Source organism: Moraxella osloensis (genome assembly GCF_001553955.1).
Taxonomy (GTDB): Bacteria; Pseudomonadota; Gammaproteobacteria; order Pseudomonadales; family Moraxellaceae; genus Faucicola; species Faucicola osloensis.
The window spans coordinates 2,305,109-2,330,404 of record NZ_CP014234.1; the positions used below are offsets into that span (position 1 = coordinate 2,305,109).

The following is a 25,296-nucleotide window of genomic DNA, read 5'->3' on the forward strand; positions in this document are numbered from 1 at the left end:
AAACCCATATTGCCAGTGACAATGCACTAATCCAAGATTTTTAACCCTGCTTTGTTCTCACGTTTTGGACGTTGTGCATCGGTGGACTCGGCTGGTTGACTGGCGTTGATGTCAGGTTGCGGCGCATTATCGTATTCCGTTGGGTCAAAGAACATGCCTTGTGAATTTTCTCTGGCATAAATCCCCATCACCGCTTGCATCGGTACCCATAATTCTTGCGAAACACCGCCAAATCGCGCATGAAAATTAATAAAATCATTATTAATGACCAAATTACCTGTGGCACGGCTGGCGATATTAAGTACGATACGACCATCTTGCACATATTCGACAGGCACGGTGACATTGGGCTGCGTGGTATCGACCATGATATGTGGGGTTAAATTATTGTCTTCAAGCCATTCAAAAATAGCGCGTACCATATAAGGGCGAGTCGGGGTGAGTTGAAAGTCGTTTTCCATGGTGATTCTCTTATTTTAATGATTACTATTTTAAACTGGTTTTAAAGGTTGGGCGATTAAACATCCGCTCCATATATTGATACAACGGACGGCAAAGATGCAGCGGCAACTCAATACCCATGGGTTTTAAGCGATATAAAATCGATGACAAAATGCAATCACATACACCCATGGTATCTGAAAGAAAAAAAGCTTTATGGGCAAATAGTGGCGCTATGGTAACCAGAGATTCAGTCAGTTGCTTTCTGGCAATCTTTGCTTGATTAACATCTAAGGTATCCTTATGGGTCAATAGCGTATCTGCCAGTTTAATCCAATCTTTCTCAATGCGCCACCATAATTGACGGTATTGTGCCTTTTCAATCGGATTTTCAGGCAGCAGTTTGTTCTGATGATAACGCTCTTCAAGGTATTCAAAAATAATGCGATTGTTGTATAAAATCAATTCACGATGAATAAATACCGGCAGCGTGTTGTAAGGATTGATATCGGGTAAATCTTCGGCAAAATCCTCATCATCACGAATGTTCGTCTCGCTAAATTCTATTTTTTTCTCAAGTAAAACCAGTCTTAATTGGTGGCTTAGGTAGCCATCATCGGCATAAATCAACGGGGTATTCGAAGTAGGGGTCAACATAGTTAAAAATAATAAGCTATATCAGCGTAAAGGGTAAGCCTAGCTTAAAATGACTGAATTAGCAATAACTGTGAAAGTTATCGTACCAATCAAGCAATAAATGCGCATAAAAAAAGGCAGCCTAAGCTACCTTTTTTGTATCAACCCTTATTTAACGTCTTTCCAAAATTCTTTATTGAGTAAGTACACTGGAATTAATAACGCAAGTAAGAATAAGATGACCCAAAAACCATATATTTTACGTTGGTGCGCTTGCGGCTCTGCCATCCACGCCATAAAGTTGACGATATCACCAATATTACGACGATATTCTTCTTTTGAGGTGTTCATTTGCATATCATGAAGGACGAACGGCATCGCAACATTCGGCATTACGATGTTGTTGGCACCCCAAGGACGACTTGGATCTTCATAGAAGGCTAACAAATAAGTATAAACCCAGTCATTACCACGAAGGCGCGTCTCAAGTGACAAATCAGGTGGCTGCGCACCAAACCAAGCCTTTTGAAGCTCTGGGTCAACGCCTGCATTGATATGGTCACCGACTTGGTCAGTGGTCAGCATCAAGTATTTTTCCACCAACTCTTTTGGAATGTCCAAGTCTTTGTACATTTTTGAGTAGCGAACATATTGCGCTGAGTGACAGCCTGCACAGTAACTCATAAATAATGAGGCACCGCGTTGAATAGACGCTTTATTGGTCAAATCCACAGGGGCTTTTTCACACGCCAAATGCGCCTCTTTACCATCAACCGTTTTGTAAGTACCACAGCCTTCTGCACTAGCCTGAGCTGAGGTAGCACCGAGACCCAATGCAACTGTCAAACCCAACCCAGCAACTAATTTTTTAACCGCTTTCATTAGTGACCTCCAGTTACACGTTCAGGTGGCTGTTTGCATGTCTCAATTGATGTATAAATAGGCATCAAAAGGAAGTACAAGAAATATAAAATGGTGCAAATACGTGCCACAAGCGTTGCGGTATCACTTGATGGAATTACCCCTAAGTAACCTAAAATCAAGAAACTAACAACAAAGATAGCAAGTGCAATTTTTGACAAAATACCTTTATAACGCATTGAACGCACAGGTGATTTGTCTAACCAAGGCAAGACAAATAAAATAGCAATTGATGCTGCCATCACAATAACACCCGGCAGGGCTGAACCAAACATAGATGGCGTTGCACGTAACATCGCATAAAAAGGCGTATAGTACCAAACAGGGGCAATGTGCGCAGGTGTTTTAAGTGGGTTTGCTGCTTCAAAGTTTGGTGGCTCAAGGAAGAAGCCGCCGCCTTCTGGGAAGAAGAATACCACGGCAAAGAAAACGATAAAGAACACCACGATACCAACCATATCATGTACGGTGTAGTATGGGTGGAAAGCCACGCCATCAAGGGGCACACCATTTTTATCTTTAAGTTTTTTGATATCAATACCATCTGGGTTATTAGAACCAACATGGTGCAATGCTACCAAGTGGACAAATACCAGACCCACTAAAATCAAAGGAATCGCAACAACGTGCAACGCGAAGAAGCGGTTTAGGGTAATACCAGAGATGATATAGTCACCTTTTACCCATTCTCCCAATGCATCACCAATAAATGGAATCGCGGCTGGTAAGTTCAAAATAACCTGCGCACCCCAGAAAGACATATTACCCCAAGGTAATAAGTAACCGAAGAAACCTTCTGCCATTAAGCACAGATAGATACCCATACCGATGAGCCAAACCAGTTCACGGGGTTTTTGGTATGAACCATACAACAAGCCACGGAACATATGCAGATACACGACCACGAAGAATGCCGAGGCACCAGTTGAATGCATATAACGAATTAACCAACCACCTTGTACATCACGCATAATGTATTCTACAGAAGCAAATGCGCCTTCTGCACTTGGGTTGAACATCATGGTTAGCCAAATACCCGTCACTAACTGATTGACCAATACCACCATTGATAATACGCCAAAGAAGTACCAAAAGTTGAAATTCTTTGGTGCGTAATACTTTGACATATGGTATTCATAAGTTTCTGTCGCTGGAAAGCGCGCATCCACCCAATGCATAAATTTCTTTGCATTCATATTATGCCCCCACCGTTAAGATAGTACCGCTGATGCTATATTCAGGAATTGGCAAATTACGAGGCGCAGGTTGACCCTTAAAAACACGTCCAGCTAAGTCATACTTTGAGCCGTGACAGGGGCATAAAAATCCGCCAACCCAACTGCTGCCACCCAAATCAGCGGCACCAACTTCTGGTCGATAATTTGGCGCACAGCCTAGATGAGTACAAACCCCTTCACACACTAGAACTTCACTATTGTCTTTTGAGCGGGTATTATTTTTGCAGTAGTCAGGTTGTAATGAAGCTTCTGATTTTGGATCGGCAAGTGATGATTCTACTTTTGATAAATTATCCATCATCTCTTTGGTACGTTTGACAAGAAAAATCGGTTTACCACGATATTTGACAACAATCATTTGTCCTGCTTCGAGTTTGCTTAGGTCTTGGCTAACAGGTGCGCCCGCAGCTTCTGCTTTTGCACTTGGGTACCATGAACGCACAAACGGCGTAGCAATAGCAGCGACACCGACTGCGCTCATAGCGGCAGTGGATGCGATTAAAACTCTTCGACGCTTAACGTCGACGCCTTCGGCATGGCTCATTAAGAACTCCTCCAGATTAATGAAGTGGGTAATCATATCCCCACACTGGGTTTGTGGCTATTGTAAATCAGTTGTTACAGAATTGCCACCTTAGCTGTGCCTAAATTACGCTAATTTTGCTATTTTATGCTATTTTTGCAATAAAATAAATTACCTAAGGTAAATAAAAAAGACCCTTGCAGTAAACAAGAGTCTTTTTTGTAAACGCCAAAAAACGCGGTCGATACGAGAATTTCGACCACGAAAAATATTAACGTTTTGAGAATTGGGGACGTTTACGTGCTTTACGTAAGCCCAATTTTTTACGTTCAACTTCACGCGCGTCACGAGTTACAAAGCCCGCTTCTTTAAGCGCTGGTTTTAAAGTTTCGTCTGACTCAATCAATGCACGGGTGATACCGTGGCGAATCGCGCCTGCTTGACCATTGATACCGCCACCTTTTACAGTCACATAGATATCATATTTGCTAGCAGCATCTAGTAATTCTAAAGGTTGACGAACAACCATTACTGATGTTTCACGACCAAAGTATTGATCAAGTGGTTTACCGTTGACGACGATGTTACCTGTACCCGCAGATAAGAACACACGAGCTGTTGAAGTTTTACGACGACCTGTACCGTAATTGCGTTCCATGTGTTACTCCTTAGATATCTAATACTTGAGGTTGTTGAGCCGTATGAGGATGCTCAGTACCTGAGTAAACTTTTAACTTTTTAATCATCGCATAGCCCAATGGACCTTTTGGCAACATACCTTTAACGGCTTTGTTAAGTACGTCAGCGGGTTTGTGTGCGATAAGTTTGGTAAAGTTAGTCTCTTTGATACCACCTGGGTAACCGGTGTGACGGTAGTATTTTTTGTCTTGCGCTTTTTTACCAGTCACAGCAACTTTCTCAGCATTAATCACAACGATATAATCGCCTGTGTCAACGTGAGGGGTGTAAGAAGGCTTATGCTTGCCACGTAAGCGTGATGCGATTTCGCTCGCCAAGCGACCTAATGTTTTACCTTCAGCGTCGACGATGTACCAATCGTGTGTCACTTCATGTGGTTTAGCACTGATAGTTTTCATGTTTAAAAACCTTTTTGAGTTAATAGTTGAGAGTGAGTGTCTGGGAAACGAGGGCTCTCAAAATTACGAACGCATATTATAAGGATTAAGATAGTGACTTGCAATACAAGTCAAGCGTTTTTAAAAAATAAACTTGCAAAAATAGGCAACTAAAATTGCCTATTTGTATCAATCATATTATATCAATCAGCCTATGAGTGCACGATTTAGACATTAAATCTAAAGTGCATGACATCGCCATCTTGTACGATGTAGGTTTTACCCTCAAGGCGAGATTTACCTGCCGCTGCCGCGCCTTTTTCACCGTTATATTCAATAAAATCATCAAACGCAATCACTTCGGCGCGGATAAAGCCACGCTCAAAGTCAGTATGAATCACGCCTGCCGCTTCAGGGGCAGTCGCACCGACTTTGACCGTCCAAGCGCGCACTTCTTTGACCCCTGCAGTAAAATACGTTTGCATATTAAGCAGCTCGTAACCTGCGCGAATCACACGGTCAAGCCCTGCTTCAGTCATACCCATACTTTCTAAAAACTCTTGTTTTTCATCGTCATCCAGCTGGGCGATTTCTGATTCGATTTGGTTGCATAGGGCGACCACCAACGCATCATCTTTTGCCGCAAATTCCCGTACTTGGTCAAGATAAGGATTGTTGTCAAAGCCATCCTCGCTCACGTTAGCAATATACATGGTCGGTTTTAGGGTAATTAAACCATAGCTACGGATGATTTTTTTCTCATCCTCATCCAGATTTGCCATGCGCGCAGGCTTACCATCGGCTAAAAATGGCTCAATCTTGTTAAACACATCCAGCATGGCTTTGGCGTCTTTATCACCGCCTTTGGCTTTTTTACCCACATTGATAATCGCACGGCTCACTGCTTCAAGGTCAGCTAGGGCAAGTTCGGTATTGATAGTTTCGATATCGGATAATGGGTTGACGCGTCCATCGACGTGGATCACGTTGTCATCATCAAAGCAGCGTACCACATGGGCAATCGCATCGGTTTCACGGATATTGGCTAAGAACTGATTACCCATGCCTTCGCCTTTGGATGCGCCTGCCACTAGACCTGCGATATCCACAAATTCCATTGAGGTGGGCACAACGCGCTCAGGTTTGACGATATCGGCAAGTTGTTTGAGACGTGGGTCGGGTACAGGCACAATCCCAGTATTGGGATCTTTGGTACAAAACGGGAAGTTTTCTGCCGCAATCCCAGCTTTGGTCAATGCGTTAAACAGGGTTGATTTACCAACATTTGGCAGTCCGACGATACCACAATTAAAGCCCATACAATGCTCACTAAATAAAGGGTTAGTTAAATTGGTTGCATTATAACAACTTAGTCATCAGAATTCGACAGGCGATTGACGCATCAAAAAACTGAACCATCAAAAATTTAACCCATCAAAAATTTAACCCATCAAAAATTTGTAGCATGATATAACCTAAAAAAATTCAAACTGAGCGATTGGGCAGATTGTTGCCATGCTATTGCGAGCGTCTCGAGTTGTCATGAAATTGTCATAATGGAGCGTCAAGCTATGCTATAATGAGGAGTTTGATAATGATTTGTGTCTGATTACGGTGAGGGTTATCGTAGACTGCACAACATTGATAATTATTTCATTTTTATAGGAATGTGTTGAGTGACGGTCTCTGCTTTTTTATCGCATCAGCCTAGAAAACGTTTTGGGCAAAATTTCTTACATGATCAGGTGATTATTGGGAGAATTATTGACAGTATTCATGCAGGTCGCGATGATTTGATGGTTGAAATTGGTCCAGGCATGGGCGCGATTACTGAGCCGCTACTCAAGGAAGTCAATCGCTTGACCGTTATCGAGCTTGATACCGATTTGGCGGACAGCTTGCGCATTCGTATTGGCGCCAATAGCAATGATGGCTTAACCATTGTCAAAGCCAACGCCATGGAAGTGGATTACCGTGCGCTATTCCAGCAAATCATTGGCGATAACCCTAATGCTGCGCCTGACAAAAAAATGCGCATTGTCGGTAATTTGCCATACAATATTTCTACGCCGTTATTGTTTCATTTATTAAGTTTTGCCGATGTCATTGAAGACATGCATTTTATGCTACAAAAGGAAGTGGTTGATCGCATCACCGCAGCGGTAGATAGCCGAGAATACGGTCGTTTATCCGTCATGATACAGTATTATTGTGAAACTGATTATTTACTGACGGTGCCAAATGGGGCATTTAATCCCCCACCCAAAGTGACGAGTGCGGTATTTCGACTCAGACCTTATCAACAAAAACCGATTGTGGCTGACGATGAAAAGCTGTTTGCCCTTGTGGTGCGTGAGGCATTTAATCATCGCCGTAAAACACTGCGGGCGATTTTTAAAAAATCGCCGATTTTGCCTGCGGTCACAGAACACCAGCTTGTGGCGTGGGGACTTAATCCCCTGGCGCGTCCCGAAACGTTATCAGTGCAGGATTTTGTGACTTTAGCAAACGGTATCGCGGCAAACGGCATCGCGGCAAACGACATTGCGGCAAATGGTTAATTTTTTTGTAGCTGTTTAAAATTTTACTTTCAAGATGTTATGAGGTGTTATGGGTTTTCGACATCAATATGTCATTGGCGATATTCAAGGCTGTTATGCCGATTTGCAGGCACTGCTCAAGCAAATTGGGTTTGATGAACAGCAAGATAAATTATGGTTTGTCGGCGATATCGTGGCACGCGGTGAAGACTCGCTAAGCGCGCTGCGTCTGGTAAAACGTCTTTGCCAAGCCGGTGCTGCCGAAATGGTGTTAGGCAATCATGATATTAACTTAATCGCGGTATGGCGTGGTGTCATAAAGATCAAAAAAAAGGATAAAACCCAAGCGATTTTTGATGCCCCAGATTGTGATGAATTACTCAATTGGCTTCGTCGCCAGCCGCTGCTTGTCTATCCCAATGATAAAACCGTGATGGTGCATGCAGGCATCCCGCCAAACTGGAGTATCACCCAAGCAGCCATGCATGCGTCAGAATTGCAAACTCAATTGCAAAGTAGCTTGTGGCAACTCGATAGACTGCTGCCAAACCTGTATAGCGATACCGCTGTTCCTTGGTCAAATATGCTGACAGGCTACGCGCGTATGCGGGCGATTTGCAATTATTTTACCCGTATGCGCCTGTGCCAAATGGACGGGACGCTAGAGTTTAGCTTTAAATCCAGTCTAGATGATAAAATGCCAGAGGGTTTTCGTCCGTGGTTTGAATGGCAAGTGCCGCGCGAACGTAAAATCTTATTTGGTCACTGGGCGGCGCTAAAAGCCAAAGTGGATTTGGCAAATGCCAGAGCCACGGACGCAGGCTGTGTGTGGGGCGGTAGTATGATGGCATACCGCCTAGAAGATGAGCAGGTTACCTGTCAAACTTGTAAAGCAAAATAACCTTTGTAAACCAAAATGACCCTAGAGTTACCGAGCGAGCTGCAGCAGCTGCACAAACGCTTTGGGCAAACGGGTGGGTCGAACTTGGGTTTGCCCTTTTTCATCTTTACTAGTAGCCACGCATACAATACTTATCTCGGCTTGGCTTAACAGCTGCTGGTGGCTATCATAAATCCGCTGCTCAAGCTGTAATGACGCAGATTTGCAGTCTGCCGCCTCAATCACAACAGTGACTTCGCTATCAAGCAGAATCGGACGCAAATAGCGGATGTTGGCTTGGCTCACGACAAATTGGATATCAGCTTTGCCACTATCGCTATGGTGAGTAACGTGACTTGCAGCCTCGGCTGAATGCGCTTGATAAAAATAACTGGTCATCCCCAATTCACGTAACCAATCACGGCGACAACGCTCAAACAGCTTTAAATGATTGGCGTGATACACAATCCCGCCTGCATCGCTATCTTCTAAATAAATACGGTATTGGGTGGCATAAACAGGCTGATTGCTTGATTGATTGTGGGGCTGATTCTGGAGCTTGGTCACGTGCTATCCTTAGGTTAATAATGTTAACAATAAGTCAGTAATTTTTAAAAATGACAAAGTGATAGCATAAAAAAAAGAATGGCGTTAAACCATTCTTTTTTGAAAATGTTTAGTTTTTATACCCACACGCATCAAGTCAATTGACGATGATTGACTTTATCTAATTTTAACGCTTCCAAATAACTGCGAATATGGGTCACGTAATCTAAGCACTGTACGTAACGGCTATTGCTTTGGCTATTAACTTTCAAATACTGATACACGGCTGCCCAATTGTTGCCATCAATACCGCGCTTTTCCAAAATCTGCTGGATATCTTTAATCGCTTGTGGACCCATATTGTATGCCGCTAGGGTAAACCATACCCGATCCGATGCTGGCACTTGGGCAAATTCATGTTGCAGTTGACTGAGGTACTTAGCGCCCCCTTGGATGCTCTGCGTCGGGTCAGTCCGATTATCAACGCCCATCGCATTGGCCGTGGCATTGGTCAGCATCATGATACCGCGCACACCCGTTGGCGAAGTGGCTTCTGCATCCAGATGCGATTCTTGGTACCCCATTGCCACAAGCAGTTCCCAATCAAGACGGTATTTGTTTGCGGTCTGCTTAAAAGATGGCTCATAGGTGGGCAACACGCGTGTCATGGTATCGGCAAAATGTTGTTGATTAAACGGCTCTGCCAATGCTGTTTGACTATAAAACGCCGCTAAATGTTGGTTACGGGTGAGCGATTGACCGCCACACAGGAAGTTTTTTACATCATTGTTGAGTTTGGCATCATTGGGGTTTAGCTGTATGGCAACATGTTCGTTAAGACCCTGCTTTGATAAATAATCTTTGCCACAGCTTAGACTCAGCGATGATAACGCAGTCGCGTTTTGATAATCTGACCCATTGGTCAAGGCGATATCGGCTTTGCCCGTTTTGACAGCCGCCATTGCGTCCGCATCCGTGGCAAACACTTGTGTGCTCATGGTAACATCCAATCGCTTGGCATAATGGCGCATGACATCATAGCCAAAGCCGTGCTCAAAACCATCTTGAGCAAAATAAGTGGTATTACCATTGACAGTAGCAATACGCAGCTGCTTTTGAGATAGGATACTATCAAAAGTCGCCATTTTTGGTGCCGCAACTACGCTAGTAGGTGAGGCAAGGGTATTGATTGCATTGGTATTAGCGACTTTGTCAGTAACGCCCATTTGGGTTGCAACATAAGCTAAGGGCAAACCAACCCCCATCACAGCTGCCAGCTTTTTACTGGCACTCAACCATTTTAGCGGCTTGATAAAGCGCTCAATAAGACTAGCGGAAGGATTAGCCAGTTGCGCCAAATCTTGCACATGGCTAGATACCGCTGGTACACGGGACTTGGCAATTTTTGGCGACATCACCCCACCCAAACAAGGTTTGAGTTGAATCGGGAAGAATTGCAAGCGTTTAAATTGGGTCGCGTATTTACTAAAGCGTAATAAAGGGTGTTGAAACGGGTATAAAGTTAAAGGGCTTAAAAATGCTTTGACCGACATCGAAATCGACGCAGGATAGGTCAAAGCCAAATCATCACAATACTCAAATGATGAGTTTAGCGGCATGTGTCACTCCACGGTGCACATACGTTAGATACGTTAAATTAATAAAAAACAACTATGCCAAATGAAAACATTTTATGAAACTAAGAACCGAATCGATAGTCAAGCCAAGTACCTGTCAAACTAAGCAACCGTTAAACTAAGTACTCGTCAAACTAAGCACCAGCTAAACCTAGTACCCGTTAACTAAGCACCAGTCAGCCAAGCCACATAAGTAAATGGCTTCCAACTATCTAACTCTATCCTAAATCTCACCAAAAAAGCTTCCATCCAAAATAGGTCGTTATTAACTTAACGCTAAAAAAAGAGCCAAACAGGTTGGCTCCCCTTATACCTAGGACGGTGATAAATCCCTATCCATCGTAGAGAGCTATCGAAATAAATAATCAAGTACAACCCGTAAGAGGGTTAAAATTTTTGTAAGTACTGGCAAATTAAAAATTGTTTAATAAGCCCAAGCACTTATATACAGAATTTAACGTAGGGTAACGTATGGCACGCATAAAATAAATAAACAATAACAATATTTACTGCATGGCATTACAGTTAGTTATATGAAACAATGGGGGTATTGTAGTGAAATTAAAGTTACGCGTCATGTTTTTGAACGTAACGAATGGCAAATTTATGATAAAAAGCGTAAAAAACCCGCTAAAATGCAATTAACGGGTAATAATTACTCAATAAATTGCTCAATTTTACACGGGATTATCGATATCGACAAAATCAACGGTCAAGGCAAGATTTTCTTTGACATAATTCCCCAATGCGAGTACGCCACCTCGCTCGGTGGCATGATGTCCACAAGCAAAATACTCAATACCCAGCTCACGCGCTATGTGAGTGGTTCGCTCTGATACTTCACCCGAGATATAGGCTTGACAACCCATTTGCGCCGCTTGCTCAATCATATCCTGTGCGCCACCCGTACACAGACCGATGCGCGAAATGACTTGATTACCACCGGATAAATGTAAGGGCTGACGGTTTAAGGTAGTCGATAGTTTGTTGGTGAGCGCTGCAATCGACAACGGCGCTGCTAAATCCACGATATTACCAATCGGGTGTTTTTCGTCAGGGTATAGCGGCGACAAATCACTCCAACCCAGCGCTAACGCTAATTGGGCGTTATTGCCCAATTGGGGATGGGCGTCTAACGGTAAATGATAAGCAAGTAAGGAAATACCGTGTTGCATCAACAAACGAATACGCTTGCCTTTCATGCCAATTAACGGCGCAGGTTCCCCTTTCCAAAAATAGCCATGATGCACCAAAATCGCTTGGGCGTTGTGCGCAATCGCTTGTTCAATCAATGCCTCAGAGGCTGTGACACCGGTGAGGATGTGCTGTATCGGCTGTCCACCATCCACTTGCAAACCATTGGGGCAATAATCTTGAAATTCATTAATTTTTAATAGCTCATTTAACCGATGAGCCAATTGAATCGGACTCATTGAGGTCGCGGGTTGGTTCATTGTAGTTTCCGAAAAAGTCATCATATTTCTACAGTATTCAGTGTTTCATCAATTATTTGGGTAGCTTGCTTGCCGTGTCATTTGGGGTGATATTGTCGACCGCCTTTTGCACCACTTTTTCTTTAATTGCCTGTTTTTTCTCTGCAACTTCTTCATCGGTCAGTTTTTCCGTATGACTGATATTGTCGATATGGGGCGTAGTAGCATGCGGATGTTCTTCTGGCTGTGATGTCAGGGCAGTTTTATGTCCTTTATTATTTTTACCATCGTTTGCAATCGGTTTATCATCATAGATAATATTACCGTCGCTATCGATTAGCGCATAGTTCATCGGCTGTTTACGCGGGATAAAAAAGTCAGAGGGTTGGGTCATCAAATGCGAGGTGACCAATTCAAATAAGAATTTCCACTCAAAGACTTTCACATTACGAGCGCGTAGGGCGGTCATTAAGGCGAGTGAAAAACTCACCAACAAGTTAATCATACCGATGACCATCACCCCAAATAGACTGACCAAAATAATACCGATTTCTGGAAATTCGCCCGTGTTGGCATAAATGTTAAAAATTCCGTGAATAAAGTTGGCAGACGCAAAGGCAATATGGCGAATATCAAGCGGTAAGCCAAAAATATAACCGATGGTCGCCGTGCTACCCAAAAAGCAACCGAATAAAAAGTTACTCATAATCGCACCCAGATTGCGCTCGATAAAATCGCTAAAACGCAATAACGTGACAGGTGTCATCATCCGTTTGAGGGTAGGATGGTTGCGGATACGCTCACCAATTTTGTTGTGTACCGCAAGATTATCGTAATAGCCTGCAATCAATCCTGAAATATACAGATACACCCCAGCAATCGCAGCATGAAAGATAGCAAGCGAGGTAAACGGGTTAAGATCATGCAGTAAATGCTCTGCGCTAGCTTCCGATGTTAACGGACGACCCAGCCCATACAGCCATATGCATGAAATCAGTAGCGCAATCGGCATGGCAATTGAAATATTACCCATAATGGCAATAAATTGGGTGCGCATGATATCAACGACCAATTCGGTCAGCTTGGTAAATCGTGCCGCTTTACGCCCTTTTACCTCTGAGATAGTCGAAGCAATCGCGGCAGCCGTCATGGCAGGCTGTTTGGTTGCCACTGTACCACCAATGATATGAATTGCCACAAAGCCAAGACCATAAATCATACTGTTTAAAAAAGCCACGCCAAACGGTGCCAAGGGTAGGGATTTCCCTAGGATTTTAAGGGTCGCCATAAAGCCGATGAGTAAACCACCCAATGCCGCTTTTTTATACATACGGCGATAGCCCGCTTTATCGGTACTGATATAATGCTCGCCGACCTTACTGGCCGTCTCAGTGACACGGCGAGACAACAGCGCGGTATTGATGCCAAATAAATATCTAAAACTACTGCGGTGGTATGAATCTTCATACAATGTTTTAATAAGCTCTATGATGGTTTTTTTCTTGATATGATCGTTGTCCGATAGCAGTGACACCAACAATTCAAGACGCTGCAAGCTTTGCTCAAGGCGCACCAACATATTGGTGGTACGCACGGTAATACCGGTTCGATGAATACGGCGACGGATGTTTTGCATCATGGTGCGGGCTTGGTCGGTCAATACTAAAATTTGACTGCTATCCACCTCAGGCTGGGGCATCGCTTGCTCATCCCCTGGCTGCATGCTGAGCTGGTATTGACTGACAAATTCAGCGACTTCGCGATTGAGTGCAATAAAAGTATCTTGATTGTCAATCGGATTGGGAAATGCCTTTATTAAATCGGCATTGAGCCCGATGCCGTTGATACGCGCAGTTAAAATAGTAATGGCTTTGAGCACATTGGCTTCAAGCGCTTGCACCAATGCTTCTTTGCCTGCAGGTACTTTAAGGATGAGTATCAGTTCAATCCACCGACGCTCATTGATTAAGCGCACCCAGTAGCGGGTTTTTGGTGTGGCAAAAAACGCATTAAATAGCGCAATCAAATCGCGGTCATCAGGTACGGAGGGTAATAGCTTTTCACCGATCAAATCAAAAAATTGCGAAGTAAAGCCAGCATCTGACAAGATACCCAAATCCGTGTATAGCGACACCTGACGATAACGATTAATCAAGGTAAGCATAAACACACAAAACCCTTCTGCCCACACACGATTGCCGCGCAGCAGCCGAATAAATAGCGCCATCTGCTCATTGGCGCTTTGGGCATCATCTGCACGGTTACGTAGGGTATCTAGCAGTTGTTTAAATAGGGTAACTTGCGGAAAATCACGCAGCGCATTGATTTCGTTTAAAATAGTAGTTAAACGCGCTTCTAAGGTTGGCATCACTTTTAATTGGTCTGCCATATCCGCCGCATCATAAGGATGTTGGGCATTGGGTAACGTATCTTGATTATTAGGTTGCGATAAATTCGTCAAACTAACCTCGAAGTAAACAGAAAATTGAACCGTTTTTTTAAATAGGGTGAATCACAACTATAAGAAAAAATACGAAAATAGATATCCTAAGATGAAAATTTAATCGACTCATCAGAAAAAATCCATCATTTTTTTGCAACAAAAATCTTATGGGCCAAGGTTTAAAGACAGTAAGGGATAAAATAACGCGACGCGTTACCGCATTTATGTATTCGAGAAAACAACCTGACTGATTATCCTAATTGATTATCTAGCCGCAGCGATTATACTATGGTTACTCTGTTGACTGATTTTTTTCTATGCCATCGACTTCAACCACCCAATCAAAAAACACCAAACAACCCAATACCGAATCAACACCCAATGAGGTAACCCAATATTACTATCCAGACCCTGTCAGCCAGCAGGTGATACAGCAGTGGCTGTTTATGGATTTACTGCCGTGGCAACAGCCAACTTGGCAGTATTTGACCACCCATCTAGATGCCTTGCCGCACGCGATATTGTTTGCAGGCAATGCAGGGACGGGGAAACGTGCCTTTGTGTATCGGTTTGTCGCATGGGCTTTTTGTGAAAATCAACGCGACAATGCACAAGGTGTTACAACTGCCTGTGGGCAATGCCAAAGTTGCCAATGGCTGATCGCCAATACCCACCCCGATCTTTATCAAATTCCAACACCCACCGTGGCGCGTGACGCCTCGCCTAAATCTAAAGCAAACAACGCCCTCGTGGCGCAAGCCCCAACCCATCAGTCAGGTTATAGCATCAAGATTGACGAAATTCGGGAATTGCAGCCTTTTGTCACGCAGTCGAGCGGCGGATTAAGAATCGTGGTTATTCACCAAGCGGATGCGATGACCCTAGCCGCCAGTAACGCGCTTCTTAAGACCTTAGAAGAGCCTGCCGAAAATGTGTTGATGCTGTTAATTAGCGATAGTCCTTCGCAGCTACTGCCAACGATTCGCTCGCGGCTACAGGCATTTTCGGTAAGCCATGTGACCCCCGTTCAGTCAATGCAAGCGATGCAGCAGTTATTGCCAAATACCGATACTGCAACGCTACAACAAGTGAGTGAATTGTCTGGTTATGCGCCCTTTTTGGCACTGCAAATGTTACACAGCGAATGGTATCAACACCGCCAAACTTGGATAAACAGCTTTCAAGCGGTTCGTAGCGGGCAACGTATGCCTGTACAAGCCAGCAACTATTGGCAAAAAACACTGACATTGACAGACTTTTTATACTTGTCGCAAGCCTTGTTAGTACCATTGGGGCAATTTGCCGTCGGTATCTCAGCGTCCGCCAATGACTTGGATTTTGGCAAGCTGCAGCCACCACCGACATTAAGGCAAATTAGCCAGTTGCAGCGGGTTATCGATCAAATCTGGCAAGATAGACAGCAACATATCCAAGATAAGTTATGCTATGATAAAATTTTTAGCACCATGCTGGATTGCTAATCTATTCAATTATCTATAGTACCCAATTAGCTATATTACTTATCATTCACCATGCGTTGGTAACCGCATGCGTTAGTAACACCATGCGTTAGTAAAAGGAACAATGATTATGGCAATGCCATCTCGTGGCGGTATCACCACCATTAACTATGATACGATCGAAAAATTGTATGCGAGCTACCTGCCTTTTATTGAAAACGGTGCGTTATTTATTCCTACTAACCAGCAGCAACAATTAGGCAGTCAAACCTTTGTGGCAATCACTTTGCCAAATTCGAGTGAGAGAATGCCGCTACATGGTAAAGTGGTGTGGGTCAACCATCGCGCACAAGCACAGCGCCCCGCAGGCTATGCGTTACAGCTTGGCAAAGATGAAGCAGGTTTACGCATCAAAAACGAAGTCGACCGCCTCCTAGCAGGTCATATCAGCTCCGATAAACCCACCTTTACACTATAAATTTTGCAAACTGTTGAACCTTTGGCAGTTTTAGCAGATGATTGTTAAAAGCCAGCGATTGTTAAAGGTGAGCGGATACTTAATCACGTAAGTCGCTAGCTTTTTTTCTTCTATCGCGCAATGGTTAATCATGCGTCTGTGTCTTGATTACATTTCTCATGTTTAGCCCGTTTTTTGTGCATTTTTTCATAGGCAAAAAATGATACGCAATTATAGTCAATCCTTGTGCCAAATCACTTGTATAAAATAGCTTTCAGGCGTAAAATATACCACTATTTTTGCTTTGTTTATAAAAATGGCATGTCACAAACGTTAACGCAACCGTCTTTTGATCTAACCGCAAGCCTGCCCGTCATCACCGTTGATGGCTCAAGTGGTGCAGGTAAAGGTACATTGACGGCAAGACTGGCAAAGCTACTGGATTATCAAATTTTGGATTCAGGGGCGCTGTATCGGATTGTGGGGCTTGCAGCCCACCAAGCGGGTTTGTTAACCGATATCATCGATGAAAATGCGCTAGCTGATTTAACCCAATCGTTGAAAATTGAGTTTGCAGCCGCAAAAGCGGGTTCTGAGCATGTGACAGTGCTCGTGAATGCCAACGATGTGAGTGAAGTGATTCGTACCGAAGAAGTGGGTAACTTTGCGTCAAAAGTTGCGGTATTCCCGAAGGTGCGTCAAGCGCTATTAGAGTTACAAAAAAATATGGCAACGTCGCAAGGCAACCCAAAAAAGGGTTTGATTGCAGACGGGCGTGATATGGGAACAGTGGTTTTTCCCGATGCGCCGCTGAAAGTTTATTTGGTCGCATCCTCTGAGGCACGAGCCGAGCGCCGTGTCAGTCAGTTAACCCATGCTGGCAAACAGGCAGATTTTGACGAAATTTTGGCACAAATTATTGCCCGTGATGAGCGTGATAGTACACGCAGTGCCTCACCGGCTAAGGCTGCCGATGATGCGATAGTGATTGATAGCTCAGCCATCGATGCTGAGCAAGTGTTTAACCAAGTTTGGCAACTATGTGTTGAGCGCGGTTTGACAATTAACTAACTATTTTTTAACTAACAGTTTTTAAAAGTTTTATCGATTTTTTATAGGCACTAAAACCAGCCTTATGTTTATAAAAAATCTTAATTTGAACCGTACTGTGCTGGACAGGCTACGGCTATACAAAGGTAAATTTTATGATGGAATCATTTGCTGAACTGTTTGAAGCAAGCCAAGTACTTGACGTAGAACGCGGTGCAGTTATCGCAGGTACCGTAGTTGCGATTGATAGCGACTGGATTACCGTAGATACGGGTCTAAAATCAGAAGGTATCGTTGCGCGTTCAGAATTTTTGAATGAACAAGGCGAGCTTGAAGTAGCAGTTGGCGACCAAGTTCAAGTCGTTGTAGATGCGGTTGACAATGGTATGGGTCAAACCCTATTGTCACGTGAAAAAGCAAAACGTGCTGAAACTTGGAACGTACTTGAAAAACTTTATGAGAACAATGAGATCGTAACCGGTCTTATCTCTGGTAAAGTTAAAGGTGGTTTCACGGTTGATATCGGCTCAGTACGTGCGTTCTTACCAGGTTCATTGGTGGACACTCGCCCAGTACGCGACACTGCCCACTTAGAAGGCAAAGAGCTAGAATTTAAAGTCATCAAACTGGATCAAAAACGCAACAACGTCGTTGTTAGCCGCCGCGCTGTGATGGAATCTGAAAACTCAGCAGAGCGCGAAGCGCTACTATCTAACCTTGAAGAAGGTCAAGAAGTGGTCGGCGTGGTGAAAAACTTAACTGATTACGGTGCATTCGTAGACCTAGGTGGTATCGATGGTCTATTACACATCACAGATATGGCATGGCGCCGTATCAAGCACCCATCAGAAGTGGTTGAAGTGGGTCAAGAATTAAAAGTTAAAGTATTAAAATTTGACCGCGAACGTAACCGTGTCAGCTTAGGTCTAAAACAATTAGGCACTGACCCATGGCAAGACGTTCTTAACAACTATCCAAAAGGTACTAACGTTAAAGCACGCGTCACTAACCTGACTGACTATGGTTGTTTTGCTGAAATCGCTGATGGTATCGAAGGCTTGGTACACGTTTCTGAAATGGATCATACCAACAAAAACATCCACCCTTCAAAAGTGGTACAAATTGGTGACGAAATCATGGTTCAAATCCTTGATATCGATGAAGATCGTCGTCGTATCAGCCTAGGTATCAAACAAACCATGCCAAACCCATGGGAAGAGTTTGATAAGAACCACCAAAAAGGTGACAAAGTATCTGGTACTATCAAATCAATCACTGACTTCGGTATCTTTATCGGTCTAGAAGGTGGTATTGATGGTCTAGTTCACTTATCAGACCTTTCTTGGACTGAAAGCGGTGAAGAAGCGATTCGTAACTACAATAAAGGTGATACCGTTGAAGCGGTCATCTTGTCTGTAGATGCAGAAGCTAACCGTATCAGCTTAAGTATCAAACAACTTAACAGCGACCCATTCAACGAATACCTAATATCAAATGATCGTGGTGCGGTAGTAAAAGGGGTGGTGACGGACGTTGATGCAAAAGGCGCTAAAGTAAAATTGGCTGACGACGTAGAAGGCTATTTACGTGCTTCAGAAATCCAACAAGACAAAGTAGACGATGCGACCACTGTACTGAATGTCGGTGATGAAGTTGAAGCGAAAATTGTCAGCGTGGATCGCAAAACTCGCGGTATCAACCTATCAGTTCGTGCAAAAGATGAAGCTGAGCAACGTGATGCTATCAAAGCATTAAGTTCAAATGCAGCGGTTGATACACAGCCAAAAACGATTGGTGACTTAATCAAAGAGCAACAACAAAACCAATAATCGGTTTTGCAAGCGATAAAAAAAGCGACTAACTTAGTCGCTTTTTTTTATTTTCAGCTTTTAGGTAACAAAATGGCTATTTAGGGTAAAAAAAGCCGACGAATTTAAGGTGGTTTTGTTATAATATGCGAAGAAAAGTAATAAAATGTAATTTTTCATTATTATGATTGTTGATAGATTGCTGGATGAAATTGGACTGTAACGAAGTTTTTAAAACCATCATTCTGTAATTTAGACTATGACAGTTACGTTTAGCGTGTTAGGGGTAGTATGGAAAAAGTGTTAAACAAATCTGATTTGATCGCTAGATTATCAAGTGAATGTGAGAATATACCAGAAAAAACCATTGAGGACGCCACCAAGCAAATCATTGATTTGATGGTTGATACCTTATCTCAAAATGGACGTGTCGAAGTACGCGGTTTTGGTAGTTTTAGTTTGCATCATCGTGAGCCACGTGTGGCGCGCAACCCTAAAACAGGCGAAAAAGTGACCGTAAAAGCAACGGCGATACCCCATTTTAAACCTGGCAAAGCATTGCGAGAGGCAGTTAATCATCATCGTTAGTTGCGGTTTTTGAGTCATTTAACGTTATTGAACTTACGCTATGGTTTAATATATGATTGATCAAAAAAGAGTGGACAAAAAATCCACTCTTTTTTTTGAATTATCTGCAATAATAGTGGCATTCAAAAATGTAGATTAATTAAAATAACCAAGGAGAAAACTATGCGTTATCTGTTAGCGATTTTGTTGTTCGTGGTCGTCGGTTATTCATTGATGCTGGTATTGGTGAATAACAACCAAGTCGAAGTAAATTTATTGTTTAGCCAAGTGCCACAAATGAGTTTGGGGTTACTGCTGATTATTAGCATTGTTTTAGGGGTTATTGCGGGGCTATTGATGGGGTTGATTTTATTTCGCGTGTTACAGATGAAACTGGAAAATCAGCGCTTATCTAAAGAGCTAAAGCAAACCCAAGAAAAATTGATGCAAACGCAGCATAATTATGAACAGCATTTAGCGCAAACCAGCAATGCAACGATTGCCCCTACCGCAGCCAACCCTAATTTACCACCCGTACGATAAGCAATGTATGCTATCGAATTGAAAAAACGAGTCAGTTTGTTATGAATCAAGTGGCAGTAGCGCAAGCAACATCACTCATCAAATCCGCCATCAAGTCACCCATTATTGTGGCATTGGATAACATGGATGACCGTCAGGCATTAAGCTTGGCGGATAAGTTAGACCCTACCTTGTGCCGATTAAAAGTTGGCAAAGAGCTGTTTACCAAATATGGTAATGGTTTAGTGACATCCTTACATCAGCGTGATTTTGAGGTGTTTTTGGATTTAAAATTTCATGATATCCCCAACACAACCGCGCAGGCGGTATTAGCGGCGGCTGATTTGGGAGTGTGGATGGTCAATGTGCATGCCAGTGCGGGGCGCAGCGCCATGCAAACGGTGAAAGCGCGTTTATCAGCGCAAAACTACCAAACCTTAGTGATTGCGGTGACGGTGCTGACCTCTATGTCACAGCAAGATTTGGCTGAAGTGGGCATCACCGATTCGATAGAAAATCATGTCAAGCGACTAGCATTATTGACGCAGCAATCTGGGCTTGATGGGGTGGTTTGCTCTGCACAAGAAGCCAATGTGCTTAAACAGCTTTGCGGCAAGAATTTTCTGTTAGTCACGCCAGGTATCAGACTACCAGAAGACGCCAGTAATGACCAAACGCGGATTTGCACGCCCAAAGATGCCATAGCCAATGGGTCTGATTATTTGGTCATTGGGCGGTCAATCACGGCGGCAACGGATCCCACCGCAAAACTGCACCATATCTTGGATACGTTAAAATAATCCATCTCGAGTCATGTATGCCAGTACGTTTTCAAGTGTTAAGTGATTTACATATTGATAGCTATGCAAGAAGGGATTTGCCCATTGGTGAAATCCCTTACACAAATGCCGATGCTATTTTAGTAGCGGGCGACACATCCAATGGGCTTTTGGGCATCGAATGGCTCATTGGCGAATCAAAGCGACTTGAGAAACCAATTTTTGTGATTGTGGGCAATCATGAGTATTTTGGTCATAATATTCTCGATTTAGATGCCCAAATAAAGGCATTGACGCAAGATACGCAAGTGCATTTTTTACAATGCACGAGCGTTGAATTTATGGGTGTCAGAATTATTGGTACAACGCTTTGGACGGATTATCACTATCAACCACAAGAAAATACGTTAGAGATTGCTCAGCAGTTTATGCGCGATTATCGCGAGATTTATTATGATAACCGACTGTTAACGCCCCAAGATACTGTAGCTATTCATGAGCGGCAGAGGGCATGGTTGCAAAACGCCTTAAAACAAAGCCAAAAAGATGATATGCCCACCGTGGTCATGACACATCATAGTATCAGCCCATTATCTATCGCGCCAAAATATGCCAATTTTCCCAGTAATGCGGGATTTGTCGTTGATTTGAGCGAATGGTTACAGCGCGATTTTGCGCCTGATATTTGGCTGCATGGACATACCCATGAAGCCTTTGATTATCAGCAAGGTCATACACGTGTTATTGTCAATCCCAGAGCCTACCCCAATGAAATCAGTAGTACCGGGATAATTTTTGACTGGCATAAAGTCATTGAAGTCATGGTATGATTGGCACGTTTTCACAGAAACATCCCATTTAATCGCTTAAATTTTTGACCTTATCAATTTATCATCCGTTGCCGTAAAACCACCGCCTTTAGGCGGTGGATATAAGGCAACTTGTACACTATAACGCTTGCATAAATTTTGCTAAAATAATTTGCATGAAAACACTCAAGCTACGCATACGAGATAAACACACAGCAAAGCTTAACCGCCTAAGTGGTTTGGTTAATTTCGTATGGAACTACGTTAATGCGTTAAGCTATGAGCATCTTAAGCGTACTGGCAAATTCTTTAGTGCGTATGATTTAAACGAATATACCAAAGGCAGTGGTGAACTGCTAGGCTTACACAGTCAGACTATTCAGGCAATCAATGAAACCCACGCCAAATCGCGTCGCCAATTCAAAAAAGCCAAACTAAACTGGCGAACCAACAACCCAAGCTCTAAGCGTAAAAGCTTAGGTTGGCTACCATTCAAACAATCGGCTATTAAGCACATTACCACGCACCAAATTGGTAAAAAAGGCTTAAAATCCACCTTACAGCTTAGTTTAGCCAAAGGACAAAAGCTAATCATCGACCTATGGGACAGCTATAACCTTAGCCTATACCAAATCAACACATGCGAGATTGTGCAAGACGCACGCAGTCATTGGTATGCCTGTATTACCGTCAAAGAATACCCCAAGACACAATGCGGAACGGGTAGCGTAGGCATTGACTTAGGGCTTAAAGACAGTGCCACTACCTCAAGCGGTGACAAACTCACCATCAAGCAAACGCTCAAATATGCCAAAGATTTAGCCATTGCTCAACGAGCTAAAAACAAACAACGTGTCAAAGCGATTCATGCCAAAATCAAACATACACGCCAAGACCTGATACATAAATTCACCACCCAATTAGTCAAGGACAATGCCCTAATCGTGGTTGGTGATGTAAAAACCACCCAATTTAACAGTAAAAAAGGCAAACTCGCCAAATCGGTATATGATGCAGGTTGGTTTGAGCTTAAACGACAATTGACCTATAAATGCGAGAACGCAGGTTGTCGTTTTGAAATCGTATCAGAGCGATACACTACCCAAACTTGCTCGTGTTGCGGTCAAATTGACCGCAATAGTCCGAAAGGTAGAGCAGGCTTGCGAATAAGAGAATGGACTTGTGCGAAGTGTGGCACATGGCATGATAGAGATATCAATGCCAGTAAGAACATTCTTGCGGTCGGGCTTGACCGTCTTGTAGAAGGAATCCCCGAACGATAGGGAGGGGAGGAAGTCAAAGTATCAATTTATGGTGCAAAGATAAAAAGATATAAGGAATGCGTAGTTAAATGTCTAATTCAATCAACACCAATCCTGCTCATTTACCGCCCAGTATGATTGACTCGGTCAAGCTACTGCCGAAACATGAGCGACTAATACTATTTACCCGCCATTCATTGCGCGAAATGTCAGATAAAAATGGCTTTGCCAGTTATGCCTTACCACTGACACCAAAAGGTAGAGTGTTGGCGGAGTCTTGGGGGCGTTGGTTGGCTGCCAACTTAGATTACTCGATGGATGTAGATAGCATCAGTAGCCCAATACAACGTTGTATTGATACCGCGATTTTAATGCAAGCAGGGGCCGGTATCTCTAGAAATGTGTCGCACCAATCGCTGTTGGTAGAGCCAGGTAGTTTGGTCGTTGACCATGAAGAAGTGAGTAAAGTATTCAAACAAATTGGTGCGCTCAATTTTATCAATCGTTTTTTGGCGGGCGACATGGCAGGGATTAAGGCGCCACATAAAGGCGGTTTGGATTTATTAGCGCTTTTATTTCAGCATCAGCCAAAGCACGGACATTTATTACTGGCGGTTAGTCATGATACGCTATTGTCAGCGTTTTTAGCGGTGATGATGGGCGTGGGTGAAATTAGCTGGGATGACTGGCCAAAAATGATGGAAGGGGTGTTTTTGTGGTTTGATGATAAACCCTTTAGTGAGGCAAAAGTACATTTTATTTGGCGCGGGCAGTGCTATGACCGCCGATTGATTGAATTGTTAGACCCATTTTCAACCTCTTATTCGTTAAAAGACTAATCGATAACCAGCAAAACTATAGCAATAAAAAAGGTAGGACTTTATCCTACCTTTTTTATGACACAGTCAACCTTCAAACATGTTGAGCTATTAATCAAACATGTTTACCTTTTAAATGATTAACCAAATTTTCAATTTGCTGCGCATGATTGCGAAGTTTATCCTCAATACTACTAAACTGGTCTTTTAGCTTATCATCTACCTCATGAATACGCTGAGCAAACTCATTTTTTTTCATCTCAATGGCTTGCGTTTTTAACGCTTGCCATTCTGCAATCGTTTGCTTAAAGGCCTGTTGTTCACTGTTTAAACGATCTTTTATCGCTTGGAAATCGCTGGTTAAATTCCCTGAAAAAGTCGCAACTTTTTTCTCAGCACGTTTGAATGCCATTTCTGTTTGTGCATGCTGAATGGTAACGTCTGGGACACGTTTTAAATCCCAAGTCAAACCGATTTTTGATAAGCCATAAATAATCCATTTGCTAGGGTCATATTGCCACCATTTTACCCCATTGCGATAGTCGTATTGGAAAAAGTGATGGTAGTTATGATAGCCTTCGCCCCAAGTGAAAATCGCCAGAATCGGATTATCACGCGCGGTGTTGGTATCGGTATAAGGACGGGTACCAAACATGTGGCAAAGTGAATTGATAAAGAAAGTAAAATGATGGCTTAACACCAAGCGCAGTAGCCCTGCGAGTACTAAGGTACCTACAACATCACCCACCATCCAACCAAACAGCGCTGGCAAGCCAATATTGGCTAATAAAATCCACAGGGCATAATATTTATCTTGCGCCACTAATACAGGATCGGCTTTTAAATCTGGGATATTTTTGTAGTCATAGTGGCCGCTTGGGTAGTTTTTGAGCATCCACCCGATATGTGAGAACCAAAAGCCACGCTTGGCAGAGTAGGGGTCTTGATAGATATCATCGACGTGGCGGTGGTGCAAACGGTGTCCTGCACACCAGTCAAATACTGAGCCCTGAACAGCTAAGGTGCCGCCAATCAGAAAGAACCATTTGACAATTGGATGTGCTTGGTAAGTACGATGTGACCATAAACGGTGATAACCAACGGTAATACTTAACCCATTCCAAGCCATAAAGAATGCGAAAATTGCCCAAACTTGCCAACTGACGCTATGTGTCCACAAGTAATAAGGTACAATCAATAAAGCCGCCAAAGGCGTGCTAATTAAGACAAACGCAGGGATCCAATTGATGGGCGCGTTTTCAAAAGATTTAGGTTGTGCCATAGAGATAAATGTCCTGAGGATGATCAAAATACGACATGTATTTTTTTAATCATTTGCGCTATATTGTACTGAAAAAATGGAGAAAAGTGAACACATATACACTCAAATTCCCGACAATTTTGCTAAATTGATATCGATAAACTTACTGTAATATGAATGCTTTAGCTA

The 25,296-nt window shown here is 43.1% G+C and carries 25 protein-coding genes; 12 read left to right on the forward strand and 13 right to left on the reverse strand.

Annotated elements, in window-relative coordinates; all coding sequences use genetic code 11:
• Window positions 1-26: 26 nt before the first annotated feature.
• The 8 genes from AXE82_RS10175 to ychF form a co-directional block, all read right to left on the reverse strand.
• Window positions 27-461 (reverse strand): ClpXP protease specificity-enhancing factor, encoded by a 435-nt coding sequence (locus AXE82_RS10175; RefSeq protein ID WP_062334364.1) that lies wholly within the window; start codon window positions 459-461, stop codon window positions 27-29.
• Window positions 462-486: 25 nt separating this feature from the next.
• Window positions 487-1,098 (reverse strand): glutathione S-transferase N-terminal domain-containing protein, encoded by a 612-nt coding sequence (locus AXE82_RS10180; protein WP_065252157.1) that lies wholly within the window; start codon window positions 1,096-1,098, stop codon window positions 487-489.
• A 147-nt stretch (window positions 1,099-1,245) separates the two neighbouring features.
• Window positions 1,246-1,959 (reverse strand): cytochrome c1, encoded by a 714-nt coding sequence (locus AXE82_RS10185; RefSeq protein WP_062334366.1) that lies wholly within the window; start codon window positions 1,957-1,959, stop codon window positions 1,246-1,248.
• Entirely contained in the window at window positions 1,959-3,176 is a 1,218-nt protein-coding gene (locus tag AXE82_RS10190; protein WP_172460511.1) for a cytochrome b, read from the reverse strand. The genes AXE82_RS10185 and AXE82_RS10190 overlap by 1 nt, the downstream gene beginning before the upstream one ends.
• Window positions 3,177-3,195: 19 nt before the next feature.
• A complete protein-coding gene (gene petA, locus AXE82_RS10195) occupies window positions 3,196-3,780 on the reverse strand; it encodes a ubiquinol-cytochrome c reductase iron-sulfur subunit (protein WP_062334371.1) in 585 nt (194 codons plus the stop codon).
• A 250-nt stretch (window positions 3,781-4,030) separates the two neighbouring features.
• Window positions 4,031-4,417, reverse strand: a complete 387-nt coding sequence (gene rpsI, locus AXE82_RS10200) for a 30S ribosomal protein S9 (protein WP_007116510.1) — start codon at window positions 4,415-4,417, stop codon at window positions 4,031-4,033.
• Window positions 4,418-4,427: 10 nt separating this feature from the next.
• Window positions 4,428-4,856: a 50S ribosomal protein L13 gene (rplM, locus tag AXE82_RS10205; RefSeq protein ID WP_036601896.1), complete on the reverse strand. Its 429-nt coding sequence runs from the start codon at window positions 4,854-4,856 to the stop codon at window positions 4,428-4,430.
• A gap of 206 nt (window positions 4,857-5,062) precedes the next feature.
• Window positions 5,063-6,154 carry a redox-regulated ATPase YchF gene (gene ychF, locus AXE82_RS10210; protein ID WP_062334373.1) on the reverse strand — a complete coding sequence of 364 codons (1,092 nt, stop codon included), beginning with the start codon at window positions 6,152-6,154 and terminating at the stop codon, window positions 5,063-5,065.
• 357 nt (window positions 6,155-6,511) lie between these two features.
• Here ychF and rsmA point away from each other — a divergent pair, with 357 nt between their 5' ends.
• Both rsmA and AXE82_RS10220 read left to right on the forward strand, forming a co-directional pair.
• Window positions 6,512-7,396 (forward strand): 16S rRNA (adenine(1518)-N(6)/adenine(1519)-N(6))-dimethyltransferase RsmA, encoded by an 885-nt coding sequence (gene rsmA / locus AXE82_RS10215; protein ID WP_062334376.1) that lies wholly within the window; start codon window positions 6,512-6,514, stop codon window positions 7,394-7,396.
• Between the two features lie 49 nt (window positions 7,397-7,445).
• Window positions 7,446-8,276 carry a symmetrical bis(5'-nucleosyl)-tetraphosphatase gene (locus AXE82_RS10220; RefSeq protein WP_062334378.1) on the forward strand — a complete coding sequence of 277 codons (831 nt, stop codon included), beginning with the start codon at window positions 7,446-7,448 and terminating at the stop codon, window positions 8,274-8,276.
• 27 nt (window positions 8,277-8,303) lie between these two features.
• Here the strand turns inward: AXE82_RS10220 and AXE82_RS10225 are convergent, their stop codons facing one another.
• From AXE82_RS10225 to AXE82_RS10240, 4 genes are all read right to left on the reverse strand, one after another.
• A complete protein-coding gene (locus tag AXE82_RS10225) occupies window positions 8,304-8,822 on the reverse strand; it encodes a thioesterase family protein (protein WP_062334381.1) in 519 nt (172 codons plus the stop codon).
• Between the two features lie 131 nt (window positions 8,823-8,953).
• On the reverse strand, window positions 8,954-10,420 hold the full coding sequence (locus AXE82_RS10230) for a transglycosylase SLT domain-containing protein (protein WP_062334383.1): 1,467 nt from the start codon (window positions 10,418-10,420) through the stop codon (window positions 8,954-8,956).
• A 695-nt stretch (window positions 10,421-11,115) separates the two neighbouring features.
• Window positions 11,116-11,892, reverse strand: coding sequence for a Nif3-like dinuclear metal center hexameric protein (locus tag AXE82_RS10235; protein ID WP_406946749.1), 777 nt, complete (start codon window positions 11,890-11,892; stop codon window positions 11,116-11,118).
• Between the two features lie 52 nt (window positions 11,893-11,944).
• Window positions 11,945-14,332 (reverse strand): site-specific recombinase, encoded by a 2,388-nt coding sequence (locus tag AXE82_RS10240; protein WP_062334385.1) that lies wholly within the window; start codon window positions 14,330-14,332, stop codon window positions 11,945-11,947.
• Window positions 14,333-14,631: 299 nt separating this feature from the next.
• On the opposite strand from AXE82_RS10240, the gene AXE82_RS10245 reads away from it, so the two are divergent.
• The 10 genes from AXE82_RS10245 to AXE82_RS10290 all read left to right on the forward strand — a co-directional run bounded on the left by AXE82_RS10245 (window position 14,632) and on the right by AXE82_RS10290 (window position 23,867).
• Complete coding sequence (locus tag AXE82_RS10245; RefSeq protein ID WP_062334388.1) at window positions 14,632-15,795, forward strand: DNA polymerase III subunit delta'; 1,164 nt, start codon at window positions 14,632-14,634, stop codon at window positions 15,793-15,795.
• A 109-nt stretch (window positions 15,796-15,904) separates the two neighbouring features.
• On the forward strand, window positions 15,905-16,252 hold the full coding sequence (locus tag AXE82_RS10250) for a PilZ domain-containing protein (RefSeq protein WP_007116499.1): 348 nt from the start codon (window positions 15,905-15,907) through the stop codon (window positions 16,250-16,252).
• Window positions 16,253-16,552: 300 nt separating this feature from the next.
• Window positions 16,553-17,302, forward strand: a complete 750-nt coding sequence (cmk, locus tag AXE82_RS10255) for a (d)CMP kinase (RefSeq protein WP_062334392.1) — start codon at window positions 16,553-16,555, stop codon at window positions 17,300-17,302.
• A gap of 137 nt (window positions 17,303-17,439) precedes the next feature.
• Window positions 17,440-19,110, forward strand: coding sequence for a 30S ribosomal protein S1 (gene rpsA, locus AXE82_RS10260; RefSeq protein ID WP_062334961.1), 1,671 nt, complete (start codon window positions 17,440-17,442; stop codon window positions 19,108-19,110).
• A 270-nt stretch (window positions 19,111-19,380) separates the two neighbouring features.
• Entirely contained in the window at window positions 19,381-19,677 is a 297-nt protein-coding gene (locus AXE82_RS10265; RefSeq protein ID WP_062334394.1) for an integration host factor subunit beta, read from the forward strand.
• Between the two features lie 162 nt (window positions 19,678-19,839).
• Window positions 19,840-20,199 (forward strand): lipopolysaccharide assembly protein LapA domain-containing protein, encoded by a 360-nt coding sequence (locus AXE82_RS10270; protein ID WP_036603687.1) that lies wholly within the window; start codon window positions 19,840-19,842, stop codon window positions 20,197-20,199.
• Between the two features lie 77 nt (window positions 20,200-20,276).
• On the forward strand, window positions 20,277-20,978 hold the full coding sequence (gene pyrF / locus AXE82_RS10275) for an orotidine-5'-phosphate decarboxylase (protein ID WP_082741497.1): 702 nt from the start codon (window positions 20,277-20,279) through the stop codon (window positions 20,976-20,978).
• Window positions 20,979-20,995: 17 nt separating this feature from the next.
• Entirely contained in the window at window positions 20,996-21,787 is a 792-nt protein-coding gene (locus AXE82_RS10280) for a metallophosphoesterase (RefSeq protein ID WP_062334399.1), read from the forward strand.
• Window positions 21,788-21,942: 155 nt separating this feature from the next.
• Window positions 21,943-23,049 (forward strand): RNA-guided endonuclease InsQ/TnpB family protein, encoded by a 1,107-nt coding sequence (locus AXE82_RS10285; protein ID WP_062334400.1) that lies wholly within the window; start codon window positions 21,943-21,945, stop codon window positions 23,047-23,049.
• Window positions 23,050-23,117: 68 nt separating this feature from the next.
• Entirely contained in the window at window positions 23,118-23,867 is a 750-nt protein-coding gene (locus tag AXE82_RS10290; RefSeq protein WP_062334403.1) for a histidine phosphatase family protein, read from the forward strand.
• 94 nt (window positions 23,868-23,961) lie between these two features.
• On the opposite strand, the gene AXE82_RS10295 is transcribed toward AXE82_RS10290, so the two are convergent.
• Window positions 23,962-25,128: a fatty acid desaturase gene (locus AXE82_RS10295; RefSeq protein WP_062334405.1), complete on the reverse strand. Its 1,167-nt coding sequence runs from the start codon at window positions 25,126-25,128 to the stop codon at window positions 23,962-23,964.
• Window positions 25,129-25,296 lie beyond the last annotated feature (168 nt).